This window comes from Sphingobacterium sp. SG20118, from assembly GCF_044740685.1.
Taxonomy (GTDB): Bacteria; Bacteroidota; Bacteroidia; order Sphingobacteriales; family Sphingobacteriaceae; genus Sphingobacterium.
Map to the genome: position 1 here is coordinate 3,571,611 of NZ_CP172826.1, position 19,329 is coordinate 3,590,939.

General features: G+C 36.0%; 20 protein-coding genes, 1 tRNA gene and 1 pseudogene. 16 read left to right on the top strand and 6 right to left on the bottom strand.

Annotated elements, in window-relative coordinates; all coding sequences use genetic code 11:
* Positions 1-14: 14 nt before the first annotated feature.
* On the bottom strand, positions 15-581 hold the full coding sequence (locus ACFX5U_RS16445) for a DUF1572 family protein (RefSeq protein ID WP_280565939.1): 567 nt from the start codon (positions 579-581) through the stop codon (positions 15-17).
* 148 nt (positions 582-729) lie between these two features.
* Complete coding sequence (locus ACFX5U_RS16450) at positions 730-1,671, bottom strand: MBL fold metallo-hydrolase (protein ID WP_400261478.1); 942 nt, start codon at positions 1,669-1,671, stop codon at positions 730-732.
* A gap of 152 nt (positions 1,672-1,823) precedes the next feature.
* Here ACFX5U_RS16450 and ACFX5U_RS16455 point away from each other — a divergent pair, with 152 nt between their 5' ends.
* The 6 genes and pseudogenes from ACFX5U_RS16455 to rpsJ all read left to right on the top strand — a co-directional run bounded on the left by ACFX5U_RS16455 (position 1,824) and on the right by rpsJ (position 7,338).
* Positions 1,824-3,062: an acyltransferase family protein gene (locus tag ACFX5U_RS16455; protein WP_400261479.1), complete on the top strand. Its 1,239-nt coding sequence runs from the start codon at positions 1,824-1,826 to the stop codon at positions 3,060-3,062.
* A complete protein-coding gene (locus ACFX5U_RS16460; protein ID WP_400261480.1) occupies positions 3,037-3,675 on the top strand; it encodes an SGNH hydrolase domain-containing protein in 639 nt (212 codons plus the stop codon). Before ACFX5U_RS16455 ends, ACFX5U_RS16460 begins: the two co-directional genes overlap by 26 nt.
* Positions 3,676-3,806: 131 nt before the next feature.
* Positions 3,807-4,220, top strand: a complete 414-nt coding sequence (rpsL, locus tag ACFX5U_RS16465; protein WP_002993550.1) for a 30S ribosomal protein S12 — start codon at positions 3,807-3,809, stop codon at positions 4,218-4,220.
* A gap of 19 nt (positions 4,221-4,239) precedes the next feature.
* On the top strand, positions 4,240-4,707 hold the full coding sequence (gene rpsG, locus ACFX5U_RS16470; protein ID WP_021188484.1) for a 30S ribosomal protein S7: 468 nt from the start codon (positions 4,240-4,242) through the stop codon (positions 4,705-4,707).
* Positions 4,708-4,836: 129 nt separating this feature from the next.
* A pseudogene (fusA, locus tag ACFX5U_RS16475) lies at positions 4,837-6,955 on the top strand (elongation factor G).
* Between the two features lie 77 nt (positions 6,956-7,032).
* Positions 7,033-7,338, top strand: coding sequence for a 30S ribosomal protein S10 (rpsJ, locus tag ACFX5U_RS16480; protein WP_013667229.1), 306 nt, complete (start codon positions 7,033-7,035; stop codon positions 7,336-7,338).
* Positions 7,339-7,588: 250 nt separating this feature from the next.
* On the opposite strand, the gene ACFX5U_RS16485 is transcribed toward rpsJ, so the two are convergent.
* Together ACFX5U_RS16485 and ACFX5U_RS16490 are read right to left on the bottom strand one after the other, a co-directional pair.
* Entirely contained in the window at positions 7,589-8,698 is a 1,110-nt protein-coding gene (locus tag ACFX5U_RS16485) for an AI-2E family transporter (protein ID WP_038700049.1), read from the bottom strand.
* A 124-nt stretch (positions 8,699-8,822) separates the two neighbouring features.
* Complete coding sequence (locus ACFX5U_RS16490; RefSeq protein ID WP_400261481.1) at positions 8,823-9,473, bottom strand: porin family protein; 651 nt, start codon at positions 9,471-9,473, stop codon at positions 8,823-8,825.
* A 288-nt stretch (positions 9,474-9,761) separates the two neighbouring features.
* On the opposite strand from ACFX5U_RS16490, the gene ACFX5U_RS16495 reads away from it, so the two are divergent.
* Together ACFX5U_RS16495 and ACFX5U_RS16500 are read left to right on the top strand one after the other, a co-directional pair.
* Positions 9,762-9,832 (top strand) — tRNA-Cys (locus ACFX5U_RS16495).
* A gap of 32 nt (positions 9,833-9,864) precedes the next feature.
* Positions 9,865-10,044, top strand: coding sequence for a hypothetical protein (locus ACFX5U_RS16500; RefSeq protein ID WP_038700053.1), 180 nt, complete (start codon positions 9,865-9,867; stop codon positions 10,042-10,044).
* A 42-nt stretch (positions 10,045-10,086) separates the two neighbouring features.
* Here the strand turns inward: ACFX5U_RS16500 and ACFX5U_RS16505 are convergent, their stop codons facing one another.
* Positions 10,087-10,836 (bottom strand): copper homeostasis protein CutC, encoded by a 750-nt coding sequence (locus tag ACFX5U_RS16505; protein WP_400261482.1) that lies wholly within the window; start codon positions 10,834-10,836, stop codon positions 10,087-10,089.
* 339 nt (positions 10,837-11,175) lie between these two features.
* Here ACFX5U_RS16505 and ACFX5U_RS16510 point away from each other — a divergent pair, with 339 nt between their 5' ends.
* The 6 genes from ACFX5U_RS16510 to ACFX5U_RS16535 all read left to right on the top strand — a co-directional run bounded on the left by ACFX5U_RS16510 (position 11,176) and on the right by ACFX5U_RS16535 (position 14,922).
* Complete coding sequence (locus tag ACFX5U_RS16510; RefSeq protein ID WP_038700057.1) at positions 11,176-11,580, top strand: hypothetical protein; 405 nt, start codon at positions 11,176-11,178, stop codon at positions 11,578-11,580.
* Between the two features lie 64 nt (positions 11,581-11,644).
* Positions 11,645-11,938, top strand: coding sequence for a Smr/MutS family protein (locus ACFX5U_RS16515; protein ID WP_038700059.1), 294 nt, complete (start codon positions 11,645-11,647; stop codon positions 11,936-11,938).
* A gap of 51 nt (positions 11,939-11,989) precedes the next feature.
* On the top strand, positions 11,990-12,661 hold the full coding sequence (locus tag ACFX5U_RS16520) for a response regulator transcription factor (protein ID WP_400261483.1): 672 nt from the start codon (positions 11,990-11,992) through the stop codon (positions 12,659-12,661).
* Positions 12,661-13,944, top strand: coding sequence for a sensor histidine kinase (locus tag ACFX5U_RS16525; RefSeq protein ID WP_400261484.1), 1,284 nt, complete (start codon positions 12,661-12,663; stop codon positions 13,942-13,944). The genes ACFX5U_RS16520 and ACFX5U_RS16525 overlap by 1 nt, the downstream gene beginning before the upstream one ends.
* Before the next feature lie 62 nt (positions 13,945-14,006).
* A complete protein-coding gene (locus ACFX5U_RS16530; RefSeq protein WP_038700065.1) occupies positions 14,007-14,447 on the top strand; it encodes a PepSY-like domain-containing protein in 441 nt (146 codons plus the stop codon).
* Positions 14,448-14,463: 16 nt separating this feature from the next.
* Complete coding sequence (locus tag ACFX5U_RS16535) at positions 14,464-14,922, top strand: PepSY-like domain-containing protein (RefSeq protein WP_158500308.1); 459 nt, start codon at positions 14,464-14,466, stop codon at positions 14,920-14,922.
* Positions 14,923-14,975: 53 nt separating this feature from the next.
* Here ACFX5U_RS16535 and ACFX5U_RS16540 read toward each other — a convergent pair whose 3' ends face one another.
* The gene (locus ACFX5U_RS16540; protein WP_400261485.1) at positions 14,976-15,977 is read right to left on the bottom strand and encodes a DUF1080 domain-containing protein; all 1,002 of its coding nucleotides are present in this window, start codon (positions 15,975-15,977) and stop codon (positions 14,976-14,978) included.
* A 296-nt stretch (positions 15,978-16,273) separates the two neighbouring features.
* On the opposite strand from ACFX5U_RS16540, the gene ACFX5U_RS16545 reads away from it, so the two are divergent.
* On the top strand, positions 16,274-17,422 hold the full coding sequence (locus ACFX5U_RS16545) for a calcium:proton antiporter (protein WP_400261486.1): 1,149 nt from the start codon (positions 16,274-16,276) through the stop codon (positions 17,420-17,422).
* A gap of 210 nt (positions 17,423-17,632) precedes the next feature.
* Positions 17,633-19,027 (top strand): aminopeptidase P family protein, encoded by a 1,395-nt coding sequence (locus ACFX5U_RS16550; RefSeq protein WP_400261487.1) that lies wholly within the window; start codon positions 17,633-17,635, stop codon positions 19,025-19,027.
* Positions 19,028-19,329 lie beyond the last annotated feature (302 nt).

Here is a 19,329-nt window from a genome sequence, read left to right on the forward strand (position 1 = left end):
TGCATAAATGAACACTAACCATCCAAGTGTCGCAACATCTCATCGGTAAAATGTTCCATATGCCTGCCCTGCGTAAACCGCACAGCATTATAAACTCCAGACTCTCCCTTTGGAATAGATAAGGATCTCCAGTTATTCCCTTTCATCATTTTTCCCAGCATCACAATCTGTCCCACATGATAAGGATAATGTGCCAACTGTCTATTAATAGCCTCTACAACAGTATGCCCTTGATTCCGAATATGAACGATCTTACTCAAATCATCAAACTCTAGGGTTTTCAAAGTAGCAAACAGATTTTCCCACGCTTCATTCCATTCTAGAAACAACCTTGTTTTGTCTTCGTCTATCAACTCGAACTCAGCATCCCGATTACGCCATTCTTTTTCACCATCCGAAGTCAAAAAATCCGTAAAACGAGACCTCATATTTCCGGAAATATGCTGGATAAGAACAGCAACACTGTTACTCTCCTCATTGTAACGCCAAAACAACTGGCTATCACTCAACTGATTCAAAGTACTATCAACTAACTGCTTATAGTACAAAAACAATCTCTGAACATCCTCTAAGTAATTCATATACATAGGTTTACATCTTTACAAAAGCAACAATACCCACACCGTGCTGAATGAAACTTAAATTTAGCTAGAATAAATGACTTTTTTCTAGCTAGCATAAAAAAGCTGACATTGAGCTGAAAAATCACACGGATAATATGCAACTTCACTAAAAGATTAATCGCCTACCTTGTTCTGGGAAAATATAATTTAAAGCTAAAGGGTTATCCTCGATCAGCTCCCGCTTAATCTCTTCAACTTGACCGGCCTCAGGCTTCATGTGCGTGATGACAACGTTCAGCTCTCGTAAAGCCTCTTTTCCCGTAAATTGAGCTAACTTTTCCATTTCTTCACTTAAAAGAGCAGGAGTCAAATGGCCAAAAAGTAGTTTTTCAGATTGTGCATTCGGAAATGACACTTCGATCATCAGTGCCTTTAGTTGCTTAGCTATTACGATTGGTGCAATAGCTTTCCATAAGTATTCCAAATCTTTGGTTCCCTCCACACGATCCGCACCAGTATCTCCTAAGTATAATACGGAAGATCCCGCTATACTTACCAAAGCTGCAGAACTTCTCATTGGACTCACATGACTCAAATCAAAAGCCTGTATCGTCATATTGGTATTTTCTACTGAATCCACCTCTCCTAGATACAATCTTATATATCGATATTTACGAATAGGCAGGGTTCCTTCATTTCCAAAATTAGCCCAAGTAGCATCAATGAAATAATGATTTTTCAATACATCGATCATCCCTGGTGTTGCATAGATACTTTTAGGAGCATCAGCAGGTGCATTAATTATCATACCCGCCAAATGGTCTAAATGCCCGTGTGATATAAAATAGCCCTTAATATAATCCTTCAACACCCTGGAAGCTGGCTCATTGAATGTTTTTAATGCAATTGCTTTTCTAATACCCGCATTAATAGTCCCACCATCCAATGCTAAATATGCATTATTTTGGTATTCACCGATTAAATAGGAAGAAAGATTATCTTCATGATTACCTCCATAAACACCTAACGGAACGACTTCAAAAGTTTGACTATAAGCCGTAGTACAGAATAACATCATAGCAAGTAGGACCGTCTTTCTCATTTCCATATATCTTATTTAAAAAAACAAAATTACCATAAAAACAATAAACATATTTTAAAGTTTCCTGCGGGTAGTCAGAAAATAAGATGATTGAGATTTTAATAGGGGAAATAAATTATTTTGCCCAGATTTGCAACCTACATCAACGAGAAAAAAAAATGAAATTTAGAAATGACATAGGAGCATTGCGTGCTTTAGCAGTATTAGCAGTAGTTTTTTTCCATTTCAAAATTCCTTACTTCGACGGTGGGTTTAGCGGAGTGGACATCTTTTTCGTCATCTCTGGATATCTAATGACAAAAATCGTGCTTTCTGGATTCGAAAAACAAAACTTCTCCTTTAAAGAGTTTTATATAAAGAGAGCCACCCGAATCATTCCAGCTCTGTTATTCCTCCTTATTGGGATAATCTTAATAGGAGGTTTTATTTTACTTCCCAACGACTTACAGCAACTTGGAAACAACTCCTTCTTCAGTAGCCTCTTTATTTCCAATATCGATTACTATCTCCATAGTGGATATTTTGACATTGCATCCCAGAACAACATACTGCTACATACCTGGTCACTATCCGTTGAATGGCAATTCTATCTTTTGTTTCCAATATTGCTTTATCCCTTTAGAAATAGCTATTCAGATAATAAAATAAGGTTTATCGTCTTTTTTAGCAGCCTCACAGCAATATCCCTGGCGTTCAACCACTATTTCAATAATACAAACCCATCTTTCAGTTTTTACATGTTCCCAACTAGAGCTTGGGAGATGCTCATTGGCGGGCTTGCATTTCTGACAGAGGGACATATACGAAAATCCATAACTTCCCCTTTAAGGAAAATATTAGCTTTTCTTGGCTACTGTACCCTGATCACATGCATTCTCACTCTGAACGAGGAAAATATCAGCTGGCCTTCTTACTATACCCTCTTTCCTGTTGTTGCGACATTCTTGATTATCGTGACACAGTGTGATTTCAAAGTATTGGCTTTTAAACCTATCCAGTGGATAGGAAAACTATCTTACTCTTTATATTTATGGCATTGGCCAATTTACGTATTTTCCATATACCTGGGTTTGAACAACCCCTTCATCACCCTACCCATACTTATCCTTTCGCTTGCTTTAGCCTGTTTATCATATTATTTCATTGAATCCAATAAAAAATTCAATGAAATTCGCTTCACACTGACCTGCACTTCAGGCGTCGTGGTAGCAGCAGCAGTAGTCATGTTATTTCCATACAAAGAATTAAAAACAAATAAGGAGATACAGCACCTCACCAATTATAATACAAATTACCGAAAACACGATCTTGCCAAACAATTTAGAAAGGGCAGTTGTCACCTTGATATTGATAACACCTTCGATCAATACGATGTTGAGTTTCTGCGCAAGTATTGATACCACTAAAAGAAATATTCTCCTTCTTGGTGATAGCCATGCGGGCGTTTTTGCACAGAGCCTAAAAGAACAGTTAGCAACAGAAGATGCTCACCTATTGCAAGCAACCGTTTCGACCAGCTACCCCCTTCTAGACCCAAAAGGGCCAAAAGCCTCTTGCGAACTGATCAATTACATGTATCAATCATTTATTCCTAAAAATGCTAAAGATATAGACGAGGTCATTCTCGTTGGATTTTGGGGATCGCAACAATACCCAGATGAAACCTTAAAAATCAAACTGCAAGAAGTAATACAATACTTCAAGGACAAAAAAATCCCACTCAAGATGATTGGGCAAACACCAAGTTACACCATCATCTTTCCAAACATATTGGCTTTGCAATTAAAAAACAGTAGTATAAGAGAAAAGAATTACGTCGAAGCGAGGTCTACACATATCAATAATTTTCTCAAGACGTTCGTCTCAGAAGATATTTATATCGACATTTATAATTTACCTGATGTAAAAAAATACAATGGCCAAGACCCATATATGCATGATGACGACCACTTATCCAAATACGGAGCCGATCAAATTGTTCGCTATTTATTAAGAAACAAATTGATTTAGATGCTAAGTGCAAGATTCTCAATCAAAATGTGGAAAACTAATGGTCGATGTATTTCGATTTAACAATAAAATGGTTATCTTTGCGAACTTATAATAATTTAAGGAGTAAATTAAATAACAAAATCAGGTAAATGCCTACTATTCAACAATTAGTTAGAAAAGGTAGAGTAGCTCTGGTTGACAAGAGTAAGTCACCAGCGTTGGACTCATGTCCACAGCGAAGAGGTGTATGTACACGTGTATATACTACTACCCCTAAAAAACCAAACTCAGCAATGCGTAAAGTAGCTCGTGTACGTTTAACAAACGGTAAAGAGGTTAACGCTTACATCCCAGGAGAAGGTCACAACTTACAAGAACACTCAATCGTTTTGATTCGTGGTGGTCGTGTTAAAGATTTACCAGGTGTACGTTACCACATTATCCGTGGTGCATTAGATACTTCAGGTGTAGCAGGTCGTAACCAACGTCGTTCTAAATACGGAACTAAGCGTCCTAAACCAGGACAAGCAGCGGCTGCGCCAGCAAAAGGTAAAAAGAAATAATTAAACGGAGGAAAGAAAAATGAGAAAATCAAAACCAAAAAAGAGAATCATTTTACCTGATCCAAAGTTTAACGACACTCAGGTAACTCGTTTTGTAAACAACATGATGTATGATGGTAAAAAATCTACAGCATATGAAATTTTTTACAATGCGATTGAATTAGTAGAGCAAAAAACTAGCGAAAGTGGTTTAGAAGCTTGGAAAAAAGCTTTAAACAACGTTATGCCAGCTGTAGAGGTTAAATCTCGTCGTGTTGGTGGTGCTAACTTCCAAGTTCCTATGGAAGTTCGTCCTGAGCGTAAAATTGCTTTGGGTATGAAATGGTTAATTTCATATTCACGTAGACGTGGTGAGAAAACAATGTTTGAAAAATTAGCAGGAGAAATCATTTCAGCTTCTAAAGGTGAAGGTGCTGCTGTTAAGAAGAAAGAAGATACGCATAAAATGGCGGAAGCTAACAAAGCGTTCTCACACTTCAGATTCTAGTTTTGAACTTACACACACAAATATGATTACACCGATCTTAGGTAAAAGACTATTCTTTTACCTGGATCGGTGTACTTATTTAGACAGAAAAATATACGGTCCTTCCGGGGCTTAGTGCTAAAAAATATTATGGCAAGAGATTTAAAATTAACTAGAAATATTGGTATCGCTGCACACATCGATGCTGGTAAAACTACAACAACCGAGCGTATCCTTTTTTATTCTGGTGTAAGCCATAAATTAGGTGAGACGCACGAAGGTTCAGCAACAACTGACTGGATGGCACAAGAGCAAGAGCGTGGTATCACAATTACTTCCGCTGCTGTTACTGTATTCTGGAAACTACCGTGGAAAGAAATACAACGTTAACGTTATCGATACTCCTGGACACGTGGATTTCACGGTTGAGGTAAATCGTTCATTACGTGTATTAGACGGATTAGTATTCTTATTTTCTGCAGTTGATGGTGTTGAGCCTCAATCAGAGACTAACTGGAGACTTGCTGATAATTACAAAGTTCCACGTATTGGTTTCGTAAACAAAATGGACCGTTCAGGTGCTGATTTCTTGAAAGTTGTGAAACAAGTAAAAGAAATGTTAGGCTCTGATGCTGTTGCTTTGCAATTACCTATCGGTGCTGAAGATAACTTCGAAGGTGTTGTTGATTTAATCAACAACCGTGGTATCGTTTGGAATGAACATGATAAAGGTATGACTTTTAGAGAAGTGCCTATTCCAGCAGATATGTTAGACGAAGTTGCTGAATACCGTGAAAAGTTATTAGAAGCAGTAGCTGGTTATGATGAGTCATTGATGGAGAAATTCTTCGAAGACCCTAATTCATTAACAGAAGCTGAAATCTTGAAAGCTTTACGTGCAGCAGTATTAGATAATGCTATCGTTCCTATGGTTTGTGGTTCATCTTTCAAAAATAAAGGTGTTCAAACAATGCTTGACTTCGTTATGGAGTTATTACCATCACCAATGGATTCAGAAGGTGTAGTTGGTACTAATCCTGACACTGGTGTAGAAATTCTACGTAAACCAGATGTTAATGAGCCATTCACAGCATTAGGTTTCAAAATTGCTACTGACCCATTCGTAGGTCGTCTATGTTTCATCCGTGCTTACTCAGGTAAGTTAGATGCTGGTTCTTATGTATTGAACACGCGTTCAGGCAACAAAGAACGTATCTCTCGTATTTTCCAAATGCATGCGAACAAACAAAACCCTATCCCTTTCATCGAGGCTGGTGATATCGGTGCTGTTGTTGGTTTCAAAGATATCAAAACAGGTGATACTTTATGTGATGAAAAACACCCTATCGTGTTAGAGTCAATGAATTTCCCTGAGCCAGTAATCGGTCTAGCTATTGAGCCAAAAACTCAAGCTGACATTGATAGATTAGGTATTGGTCTTGGTAAATTAGCTGAAGAAGATCCTACATTCGTCGTTAAAACTGACGAAGAAACTGGTCAAACAGTTATCTCTGGTATGGGTGAGCTTCACTTAGATATCTTAATTGATCGTTTGAAACGCGAATTCAAAGTTGAGGTTAACCAAGGTGCTCCTCAAGTAGCATACAAAGAGTCTATCACTGGTACTTCTGAGCACCGTGAGGTATTCAAAAAGCAATCGGGTGGTCGCGGTAAATTTGCGGATATCAAAGTTGTGATTTCTCCAGCTGATGCAGATTACGATTTAAGTAAATCACCTCTTCAATTCGTCAACGAAATCGTTGGTGGTAAAATTCCAAAAGAATTTATCCCTTCAGTTCAAAAAGGATTTGAAGTATCAATGAAAAACGGTGTATTAGCAGGTTTCCAATTATCAGGAATGAAAGTTCGTTTGATTGATGGTTCATTCCACGCAGTCGATTCAGATTCATTATCTTTTGAATTAGCAGCTCGCTCTGCATACCGTGAGGCATTACCTAAATGTTCTCCAGTGTTAATGGAGCCTATCATGAAAGTGGAGGTTTTGACACCAGAAGAAAACATGGGTGATGTAATGGGTGACTTAAACCGTCGTCGTGGTTTAATGCAAGGTTTGGATACACGTAATGGTGCTCAAGTTATTAAAGCATTAGTTCCACTTTCGGAAATGTTTGGTTATGTAACTCAATTACGTACTATCACTTCGGGTCGTGCAACTTCTACAATGGAATTTGATCACTATGAAGAGGCTCCACGTAACGTTACAGAAGATATCGTTGCAAAAGCAAAAGGTAAATTAAAAGGAGAATAATCCTTTCTAATATAAAAGTAAACCGATCTCCTGTTGATAATAGCTCTAACGGGAGATCACTTTAAACAAAAACAGAAATGAGCCAAAGAATCAGAATCAAATTGAAATCATACGATTACAATTTAGTTGACAAATCAGCTGAGAAAATCGTAAAAACAGTAAAACCTACAGGTGCAGTTGTTAGTGGTCCTATTCCATTACCTACTGAGAAAAAAATCTATACAGTTTTACGTTCTCCACACGTTAACAAAAAAGCGCGTGAGCAATTCCAATTATGTTCATACAAGAGATTGTTAGATATTTATTCATCTAACTCTAAAACTGTTGATGCATTGATGAAACTTGAATTACCTTCAGGTGTTGAAGTAGAAATCAAAGTGTGATAGAATTGCACTGATTGAAACAAGAAAGGCTTCTAATTTAAATTAGAAGCCTTTTTTGTTTCCTATCTATGAAAATTCATTTGGATCAATCAGAACTATGAAATATACAATAGAGCTAGCACTATCAATGAAACAGCTAACCGTCTTACATGCCTCAAAAAAGCCTGTCTAAGAAGATGGTTACATAGGTCTATAAACACCATTAATCATAACCGAACCTTTCGATACCTTTGAAGTATTAATAATAGTCTCATTGATTCTTTTTAGGACTCATTGATTTAAGTATCTTCGAATACGTATTCCCTTTATTATCTTCCTCACCAAGTAAGAATCCCCAAGGTTTCAATTCTTTAACACGATCCATGACAATTTTACAAATGGCCAAGATTGGGATAGCTAGAAACATACCCGAAATCCCCCAAATCAACTCTCCCACAATAATCGCCATCATCGCAAATAACGAGTTAACTTTCACTTTAGACCCTACTACTTTCGGGACAATAAAATTACTATCAATCAGATGGATAATAATCAAGGCAACGATTACGACCAAGACATGTGTAAATGTTGATGTCGCAAATGTAAGCAGCGCTATGACTAAGATTGATGTGAAAATACCAATGTATGGCAACACATTGAATACGCCCGTGATAATGGCTAACAGAAGGCTGTATTTCACTCCTATGATACTCAAAGCTGCAAATACTAGCGTAGATACAATGAGCATCTGCAACAATAAACCTATCAAGTATTTTTTAACGACATATTGCACTTGCCCGACAACATCCAATACAATATCATGGTGCTCTTCATTATTGAGCAGCAAAAGAAAACGGACGATGTGACTACGATAAATCAACAAGAAAAAGGTGTAAAGAAAAGTAAATACCAATAAAATAAACAGCGATGATAAAGAGAGTAAGGCTGTACCCAATAGCAGTGTTCCACTATCCAGTGATTTGGAAGCCGTTTTATTTATAATATCCATTTGCTCATTATGCATCACTCCAAAATGGTCTGTAACCCAAATTTGAACATTTTGAAAACCCGCCAAAATTTGTTCTTTAAAAGCTGGCCAATCGTCTTTTATCATGGACAATTGTGAAGCAAGCATGTAAAAACCAAAACCAACAAAACCAAAGAAAAGCAAAACCGTCACAATACCTGCAACAGTTCTTGGAAATTTCAATTTCTTTTCAAAAAAATTACTGACGGGAACCAAAAGCAATGCTAAAAGTAACCCTAGAATAAAGGGCACTAATATAGTTGCCCCTATCTTAGCAAGATATCCTAAGGTAATAATAGAAATTAACGTACAGGTTAATTTTATATAAAATGGCAAGGCCAAAAACTTCGTCATAATATCCAATATTTATAAACGTAAAACAATAATACTAAAGTAAAGTTTTACAGGGCAATAAAAAAGCCCTTGCTATAAAAGCAAGGGCTTAGTATGAATAATTAAAATAAATTTTGATATTTTATTAAATACCAAATCCTAGACCTATTGACCATACGCGGTTTTTAACATCTCCAGTTCCCAAAAATTTAGACCCTGCAATATTGGTTAAACCTAAACCATACCCAGCATTAATCGATAATCCACTACCCAATTGATATCCAGCTAAGAAGTTTACACCAAAGTCTGTACCTTTTAAGGTCTCATCTTTACCAAATTTAAAATCGTCACTAGTTGATGTTGTGCCACTTCCACTCTTCACTTCGTATTTATTCTTTCCGCTCAGACCAAAGGATACATAGGGACCTGCACCAACAAAAAACTTACCTTCACCAGCAGTTGGAAATTTTAAAACAAAATTCACAGGTACTTCCAACCACATGGTATTTTGTTTTACTTCATAAGTGCTTTCACCTATTTTATAGTCAGCAAACTTAGCCCCTTTTCCTTGTAAAGAGACTCCGGGTTGGATATAAAAATTATTGGTTAAGGGCGCATCTAAATAACCAGTAACATGAAAGTTAACAGTTGATTTAGAATCAGAAAGATCACTTCCTCCATAACTATAAGAAGGCATATTAACGCCAGCTTTAATCCCATATCCTAATCCACTTTGTGCTTGAGCACCAGCAGCCAATAAAAATGCTGCACCTAATGTTAGTAATAACTTTTTCATCGTTCTATTTTTTAATAAGCGTTTTTATAAACATTGCAAGATACACGCCAAATCAATAAAACCCTATTAGTCAAGCTGATATTAAACTCCCATGATTAGTTACTACTGTACAAAATAATAGACAAGTATTACGCGATTGATACATAGCTTGCAGACATCTAAATAACTTATAAAAATAAGTTCAAACAAAACAGCTTGATAATGATTTGTTTAAAAAATAATTACACAATAGTCTTTGTTAATCCAAATATTAATTTTACTTTTGCATTCCCTCAGGGGAACAAATAGGGTCGGATGGCCGAGTGGCTAGGCTGAGGTCTGCAAAACCTCCTACAGCGGTTCGAATCCGCTTCCGACCTCGTTTTATTGAACAATAAAAAAATTTATCAAAATGGGAGTTACACGTTTAAAAAGAAAAGATAGAAGAAATAAAACCACTTCACGTGTTGAGGTTCAATTCTTAAGTTTAGGTAGTAATATTGAACTTGGTTCAAGATCTAGAATGAAGAAGTCAAATCAAATCGTTAAAAACGATGCTATCTTAAGCCAATTAGTTTCAGAAGCTAAATAGGTCTAAAAAATACTAAAAGGAATAGCGTTGTAAATTACAACGCTATTCCTTTTTAAGGATGTCTACCAACTGGTGGACTTTTTCTTTTGATGTGCTAAAGATAGGTTCGTTCATTCCAGCGACCTCTGCACGATCAAATATCATTTGCGATGATATTGTTTCTTTTGCCGAGCTATGAATAGCCGTCACACCTGTAGCTTTTAAAATCATTTCCATATTACTGCTATCCACGCCAGCACCGGGCATGATAACAATTCTACCTGCAGCATGCGCAACTAACTGCTTCAATAAGGCAACAGCATCTTCCGCTCTATTTTGCAATCCTGATGTCAATACACGACCTATTCCTAATCCAATCAGGACATCTAAGGAAGTAAATGGATCAGCGCATTTGTCAAATGCACGATGGAACGTCACGTGCATCGGTCTAGCAGCCTCTACCAATGCTTTAGTTCGCTTTACATCAACAGTCCCATCCTTACACATAACTCCTATAACAACACCGTCACAGCCCTCCTTTTTACAGAATTGGATATCAGCTAATATTTCCTCAAATTCCAAATCAGAGTAAACAAAATCTCCACCCCTTGGACGAATCAGAACATGTATCCCGATATCTACCAATCTTCTCGTCTGAACAATTTGACCATACGAAGGCGTAGTCCCGCCGTTCTCCAAATTTTGACATAGTTCAACTCGTGTCGCTCCTCCCTTTGCTGCATAACATGCTGATTGCGGAGAATTGGAACAAATCTCCAATTCATATCCATTAATACTGATTTCTTTACCCATGAATTATATATAATATTTTCTCATCTAATTTTAGCGCTATGAAAAGGGAGAAAATTCACATGAATTTTCTCCCTCTCCTATTTATTTAAGTACATACGTGTACATACTTTTAGTAATGCATCACAAAATGGTTCGACAACATTGATGCATCGAATACCATTACCTAACAAATGTACAATAAATCCAACAATTAAGAAATCGACATTCTTCCTACAACTCTAACAATTTCCGAAAATTGATTTTTTATTTAACAAACATTTCAAACGTTTATTTGTATTTTAATTTTAAGATTAAAATGAAACAAATTTTAATTATATTCAAGTAAAAAATAAGGATATTATGTCTATTGTATCAAAGGATCTTGAAATTCAGGAAAATCTCATTACACTTATTGAAGATCTCCAAAACAACATACATGACATTAGCCATCGTATAGCAGATTACGGTCAATTATATAACCAAGCTCGAAACCGGATTGGTGCATATGATGATAGGAATGAGAAAATAACAGACCAAATTGGTGAAAAGCACCACAATTTATATCATAAAAAGAAAGCGCTCAATTATCTTTTTGAAATTATAATGGATTATCGAGATGCTAATGGTATTTACCACGAATATGATGATATGATTGCTCAAGTAGAAAATATTATGCTAGCTTTTGCTGAAAAAGAGCAATATGAAGATGCCGCAACTATAAAGAAATGGCACGACCGCCTCCATAAGGCTATTTATATCGTGTAAACCATGTTTAAGCTTTATTTGTTAGTCTGTTAATCGTACTTTTGCCCATCATAAAAAGATCGACATGAAAAAACCTGCTGTACAAATAGATTTACACGCTGAAGCCTTTCTTTCCGACTGGGAAGATTATACGGCTGACGAATTAGCAAATGAATCCCTTATCTATATGCGCGATATGTTGGACGCTGCTATTTATTGGGATATGCCAGAAATAAAGTTTGTGCATGGGAAAGGAAAAGGTATCTTAAAAAGAATGATCTACGATGAATTAAAATTCTATAAAGATCAGGGTGCCATCTCACATTACCATCCTACATACCATAATGAAGACATTGTCGTCGTGATTATTGGATTTTGATTCCTAAATCTTTCCCAATTCTTATCTTAACCTTGTCCATAACGAACGTATATGAAGATACTATTGATAGAAGATGAAATCGCTTTAAGCCAAGTCATCATGGAATCCTTACTAGCGGAAAAATACCGTGTAGAGCAAGCTTTTGACTACGAAAGTGCTCTTGAGAAAATAGCCCTCTATACCTATGATTGCATTTTACTGGATATCATGTTGCCAGGTGGATCAGGTTTACAACTTATGGAGAAAATAAAAGAAAATGGGAAGGATGAATCTGTGATCATTTTATCTGCCAAAGATTCCGTTGATGACAAAGTCAAGGGACTAGAGTTGGGTGCTGATGATTATTTAGCTAAACCCTTTCATTTGGCGGAACTACATGCGCGGATCAAATCCATTATACGTAGAAAAAATCAGCATGGCGACGATATTTTGGTTTATAAAAATATTGCCGTTAACACGACAGACAGGAGCATAACAGTCAATGGAAAACCCGTCACCCTCAATAGAAAGGAATTTGACCTTTTGTATTACTTTATCATCAGGCCTACCAAACTCATTCAAAAAAACAGTTTGGCCGAATCTATCTGGGGAGACCATATCGATCAGGCCGATAGTCTAGATTTTATCTATTCCCAAATCAAAAATCTAAGAAAAAAATTAAAAGATAGCCAAGCCGATATCGATATTCAAGCCGTTTATGGAATCGGATATAAATTAATTTAATGACGAAATCACTCAAAAACTATACGATACGCTATATCACGATCATGATTTTGATCGTGATTGCCGTATGGGCGTTATTATTCTATGCCTTTATCATGGAGGAGGTTTACGATAATGTTGATGATGGATTAAAAAATCAAAAAATAGAAATTATCCGAGCGGCTTATAATGATGAGACAATCTTAAAGATTGATACATTCGGTATCAATCAATTCAAGATTACAAAAGCCTCCCAACAAATACAACAAGGTAAGAAAAACACGTTTAAGAACGACCTGATTTACATGCCATATGACGAGGATATGGAACCTTACCGCATCTTAAACACTTACTTCTATGGAAAAGACAAACAATTATATCATTTAGAAATTCGAACCTCTACTGTCGAAGAAGACGAATTAAAATATGATCTCGCTACTGCATTAATTGTTCTCTATATTTTAATTATCATAAGTATCCTTTCAATAAATACCTTAGTCTTTCATCGCGCATTTAAACCATTTTATCAAATATTGGATAAATTAGAAAAATATCATTTTGGTAAATTAAAAGCGACACAAACTATAAAAAGCAATGTTAGAGAGTTTATTTTATTGGACTCGGAGATTGATAAAATGTTGGATCGTAATGAAAAGATATTCCAGCAGCAAAAATTATTTATTGAAAATGCCGCACATGAGCTACAGACACCTTTAGCGATCTCTACCAATAAACTCGAATTATTACTGGAAGATGAACGATTAAGTGAACAACAATTAATCGCCATCAGTGAGACCAAAGAAGCCCTGGAACGCATGATTAAGTTGAACAAAGCCTTACTCATGCTTTCGCGTATTGAAAACAATCAATTTGAAAGTACAGATAAGGTAATATTCAATTCTCTTATCCATCAAATTTGTGATGAGTTAGCAGACTTGATAGAATATAAAGGAATAACGGTAGAGATAGCTGACCACGGTACATTTATCCTAGAATTTAATTCGGACCTTGCTACTATTTTGCTATCTAACCTAATCCGTAATGCCATTACTTACAATAAATCGAAAGATGGTCTGATTAAAATTGATATCCACAGCGATTCTTTTTCTATCGCTAATACGGGTAAAAATACAGCATTGCCTCCAAACAGTATCTTCAATCGGTTCCATAAAGAAAATAGTGCCATAAATTCAAACGGTTTAGGCCTTTCGATTGTTAAAACAATTATAGATACAAGTAGCAAAATTGAAATACACTACTCATACTCAAATAGTTTTCATGTTTTTAACATAAAAAAGCTATAATTCCTAAATCTTTACCAAATCATAGGGGAACTTTGATATATAAAATAAAAGGAGAATATATTATGAACAAAATTAAAACAATAGCCATCGTCGCACTAGTAGGACTATCGACGATTACATTTGCACAAAAAAAAGTAATCAACAGTAACGAGTTGCCCGCAAATGCACAGACATTCATCAAAAACAATTTTGCTACTAATCAAATCAGTAGTACGATTGAAGAAAAAGAAAAACTCTTTTCAAAGGAATACAAAGTAATCCTAAACAATGGTACAAAAATCGAATTTGATAAATCTGGAAATTGGGAAGAGGTTGATGGTGAAAAAACAGCAATTCCTTTAAAAATCGTTCCGACAGCGATTCAAAATTATGTAACTAAAAGTTTCCCCGATACACAAATCGTAAAAATAAAAAAATCATCACGTAAATACGAAGTCGAAATATCAAATGGTATTGATTTAGAGTTTAATAAAAAAGGAGAGTTTATCCGAATTGATGATTAATTCAAAAGGAAAAGATATGAAAAAATTAATTATAGGATTCGTAGCTCTGCTTACTATCGTATTCATTACGGTATCCTGCGACGACAAGGACGATGATCACCAAATACCAAGCACCTCTTTACCTGCTCCAGCGATAGGTTTTCTTGATATGAATTTTAAAGATATCAAAATTCGTAATGTAGAGAAAAAGAATCCAAATCAGGCAAATGGAACTGTTTACAGCGTTGAATTAGTAAATGGTATAGAAGTGGATTTTGATCAGGAAGGAATTTGGAAAGAGGTAGAGTCTGATAATAATACCGCCATACCCACAGGTTTTATATTGCCATCCATTGTCAGTTATGTAACTACAAATTATACAACTGCACAAATCACGGCTATCGACAAAGTTGCTACCGGATTTGAAGTCGACCTCACAAATGATATCGATTTACTATTCGATGTTAATGGTGATTTTGTAAAAATAGTTTTATAATAAAAAAAGCCACTTTCATAGATATGAAAGTGGCTTTTTTTATTATTATCCAATTATTTTTTAGCTGGTGTAATTTTTATCTTTCTAAACTCTATGGGAGCGTGATCCCCTTGTAAATAGATTGGTCCTGGCTCACCCTCTTTGCTATCTAAAGCGCCGCCTGTGATACCCGGAATCTCTTGATTATTGATGATGGTCTTACCATTTGCTACCACAGTTACCAATCGGCCTACAAGCGTTACTTCATATTTTTGCCATTCATTTGGCCCCAAAGCCACCATTTCATTTGGTGCTAAAAACCCGTAGATAGCACCAAAATAAAGGCTACCAGGGTGCTTATCCTTAGGACTATCTTCGATTTGCAATTCATAGCGACCTCTCAAATAAATCCCCGAATTACCCCCTTCTGCATATCTAAACTCTGCTTCCAGTTTGAAATCTTCAAACTTTTCATCTGTTATTAAATTAGCACCTGCTTTATCACTCGTTAAGATACCATCTTTCACCGACCAATTATTATCACCACCAACCGGCTTCCACCCTGTCAAATCTTTACCGTTGAAAAGCTCAATAGCCTCACCCCACTGTACTGTACCTGTACGATTCAAATAAGGTGCTTTCTCGCCCGTAAAATTATGACTGATTCCTTTATTTGATGTCACTGTTCCTTTTATTCCTGTTGCCGTCACTTCACCTTCAATTACAAAGTCACCTTCACCGCCTTCCCATTGAGGAGGAATAGCAAACGAGAATTTTCCATTTTCAAACTTCACATGAGAAACAGGACGAGCACTACCACTATCTCCTACATAAGTACCTACTAAAGTATTAAACCCAGACAGCTTGACCTCAATCCAAGAAGGAGCTACTTTTCCATCTTTATCCACATTTAAATCCCAACGGCCAATTAAAGCCTTCGCTAATTCAGGCACAACTTGCTGCGCTGGATTATGTTGAACTTCCTGCTCTTTTTTTTGTTCTTGATTTTGACATGAACTTACACCTGCTCCCAGTAAACAAAAGAGAACACTATATTTTAAACGATTTTTTAACATTTTTTAAGAATTGTTATACAGATTTAGATTTTCATTATAATTACTAAAACGAATATACTAAAAATATCAAACTTAGATAAATTTGCTTTTATAGTCTAATTATAATCGCGTTAATTATTAATGGAAATTTCCAATCTATCCGCTGAATATGAAATTATTTATTCCGATGAAATATTGAATCCGAGAGTTCCGATATGACCAAAATAAAGAACATGCTTTACATCTTAAATTTTATCAAATGTAAAAATTAATTCCACTTTTAGTAAAGATATTTGTATCAACAAATTAGATACATCATGAAAACAATAGTAACAACAAAAACAATCGTTCGATTACTGATCATATGGATCGTTGTGATTGGATTAATGATATTTGAAAACCAACTATTCAAAGCTACACTGTCATCAACAACAGCGGTCGTTCTATTTATGGTGCTCCTTACTACCATTCTAACGGCATCTTTTGGAGTTGTAAAAGAAGCCGATGAACTAGCACATAAACTAGGGGAACCTTTTGGTACTTTAATCCTCACCCTTTCTATCGTTGCGATAGAAGTCGTACTCATAGCTGCCGTTATGCTTGGACCGGCGGAATCACCGACGATAGGTAAAGACTCTATATTTTCTGTGATGATGATTATCATGAATCTAGTTGTCGGACTCTGCATCTTATTGGGAAGTAGTAAACATCAAGAGCAAGAGTACAATGCGCAAGGTACGTTGACCTATTTCTCTATGATTGTGATATTAGGAGGTACTTCGCTTTTATTGCCAAATTTTATCAAAGGAAGCGGCGATGGATCATTTACTACTGTACAGGCTTTATTCATATCTACTATCATCATTCTTGTATACGTAGCTTTTCTACGTTATCAACTTAAAGGATATCACCATCTTTATATACAACCTATGGCAGGAACCCTAGAAATAAAGTATCCAAAACAAAAATTAAATTCCCAGTTGGACCAAGACCATACAAATTTAGATAATAAAAAACAGATCTGGATACGTTCTATTTTATTGTTGCTCATGATTTTACCGATTGTGTTATTATCGCATCAAATGGCTATAGTCGTGGACTATGGCATCGAAACGATCCAACTTCCATTAGCATTGGGAGGTATATTGATAGCAATTATTGTCTTTACACCAGAATCAATAACAGCCGTCAAAGCTGCTATAAACAATGAATTCCAGCGCAGCATCAATTTGTGTCATGGTGCATTTGTTTCAACTGTAGGTCTCACTGTGCCAGCTGTCCTACTTGTGGGGCTTCTAAAGGGAAAATTAGTCCTATTTGGATTATCAGACACAGAAACTGTTTTATTTGTGATGACACTCCTCTTAAGTCTAATCTCATTCTTAGGCAAGAGGACAACGCCTATTTTAGGGGTCATTCATTTAGCACTATTCGCAATTTATATGCTATTGGTATTTAATCCTTGATTGGTATAGATAAAGCAACGGTAACTGACCTCAGTTTATAACCCAGCGCCTTTAACCAAAAAAAGACTCATAACTTAATAAAATGCATGAGCATATATATATGATTTGGGGAATTAAAAACAACACGAATAAAAAAGAGTTTTCTTTATAGTTTGTTAAAAGCTATTTTGCTAAATTTAACCTATAAATTATTCAAAAAAGACGAGCATCATGTTTGAAAAAGAAATATACATCAAAAGAAGAAGCGAGCTCAGTTCCAAATTTTCATCTGGACTACTCCTATTTTTAGGAAATATTGAAAACCCAATCAATTTTGAGCACAACACCTACCCTTTCCGTCAAGATAGTAGCTTTTTATACTACATGGGGATAAAGAGTCCAAAACTGGCTGCTGTAGTGGATATCGAGGCCGGTGAAACCGTATTGTTCGGCGATGAGATGAGTATCGATGATATCGTATGGATGGGACAGCAGCAGACTCTAAACGAAAAAGCGGAATGGGTAGGCATAACAAGCCTACGTCCATTCCGTGATTTACATCAGTATTTGGAAAAGGCAAAAAAAAATAATAAGCCGGTACATTATCTACCTCCTTACCAGTCACATAATAAATTACTATTACAACAACTGCTCAACCTAGCTATTGATGAAATCAAACCATCAGTTGCTCTAATTCAAGCTGTAGTCTCTCAAAGGAATATCAAAGCAGCAGAAGAGATTGTTGAATTGGAAAAAGCTGTAGATGTAGCAGTGGATATGCATCGTTTAGCTATCAAAATGACCAGACCAGGTATGCATGAATTTGAAATCAGCAATGCCATGCAACATTTTGCTCAAAATAAACAAATGTCCTTTTCCTATCCACCAATAGTGACCAAACATGGAGAAATATTGCACAATCATATCCAATACCATAAGATCAAGGCAGGAGATATGCTCCTTAATGACTCAGGAGTTGAAACAGCCTTAGGATATGCTTCGGACTTAACACGTACATTTCCTGTTGGCAAACGCTTTAATCCCTTACAAGAAGAACTATATACTATAGTATTACATGCATTCAAAACGGCAGAAGCAGAATTGGCCCCAGATGTTGCATTCAAAAATATCCACTTGAGAGCCTGTGAAGCTCTAGCCGAAGGATTGATTCAGATTGGGTTTATGAAGGGAAATGCACAAGATGCAGTAGCCAATCATGCCCATTCATTGTTTTTTCAGTGTGGGTTAGGTCACATGCTTGGACTGGATGTACACGATATGGAAGATTTAGGTGAGCAGTATGTAGGATACACCGCAGACGAACCCAAGGACACCGAAACCTTTGGTATAAAATCATTACGATTGGGGAAAAAACTAGAAGTAGGTAATGTTGTTACCGTAGAACCCGGTATTTATATTATTCCAGAACTGATACAATTATGGGGGCAACAAAATTTGCATAGCGATTACATCAATTATGATTTTCTAAGCAAACATCTCGATATTGGCGGTATACGTATCGAAGATGATTATGTCATCAAAGATTCAGGCTACCATCGTTTAGGAAAATACCTAGAAAGGGAAATCCATGAAATTTATGAATTGAAAGACCAAGGAACAGATTAAATCAAACCCTGTGTTTTAATCTAATTGGAAAAATTACAAAAAAGAGGGGACAAATGCATGAGCGTGTATCCCCTCTTTTCCATTTTTGTCTTATATCCATCTCCTCCATTCCCACTATATACAATCTACCCCTTGATTGTATTTATACTTTCATATTCTTGTTTTCTATTCGCCATACAAATTGCAAAACATTCCATAATCCAGACAAAAATCTCATACACACTTGTATTACTTTATGCTTAACTCTCGATATAAAAGATTTGTTTTTTTAAATTGAAAATCCAAGACAAAAGCTAAAAGAA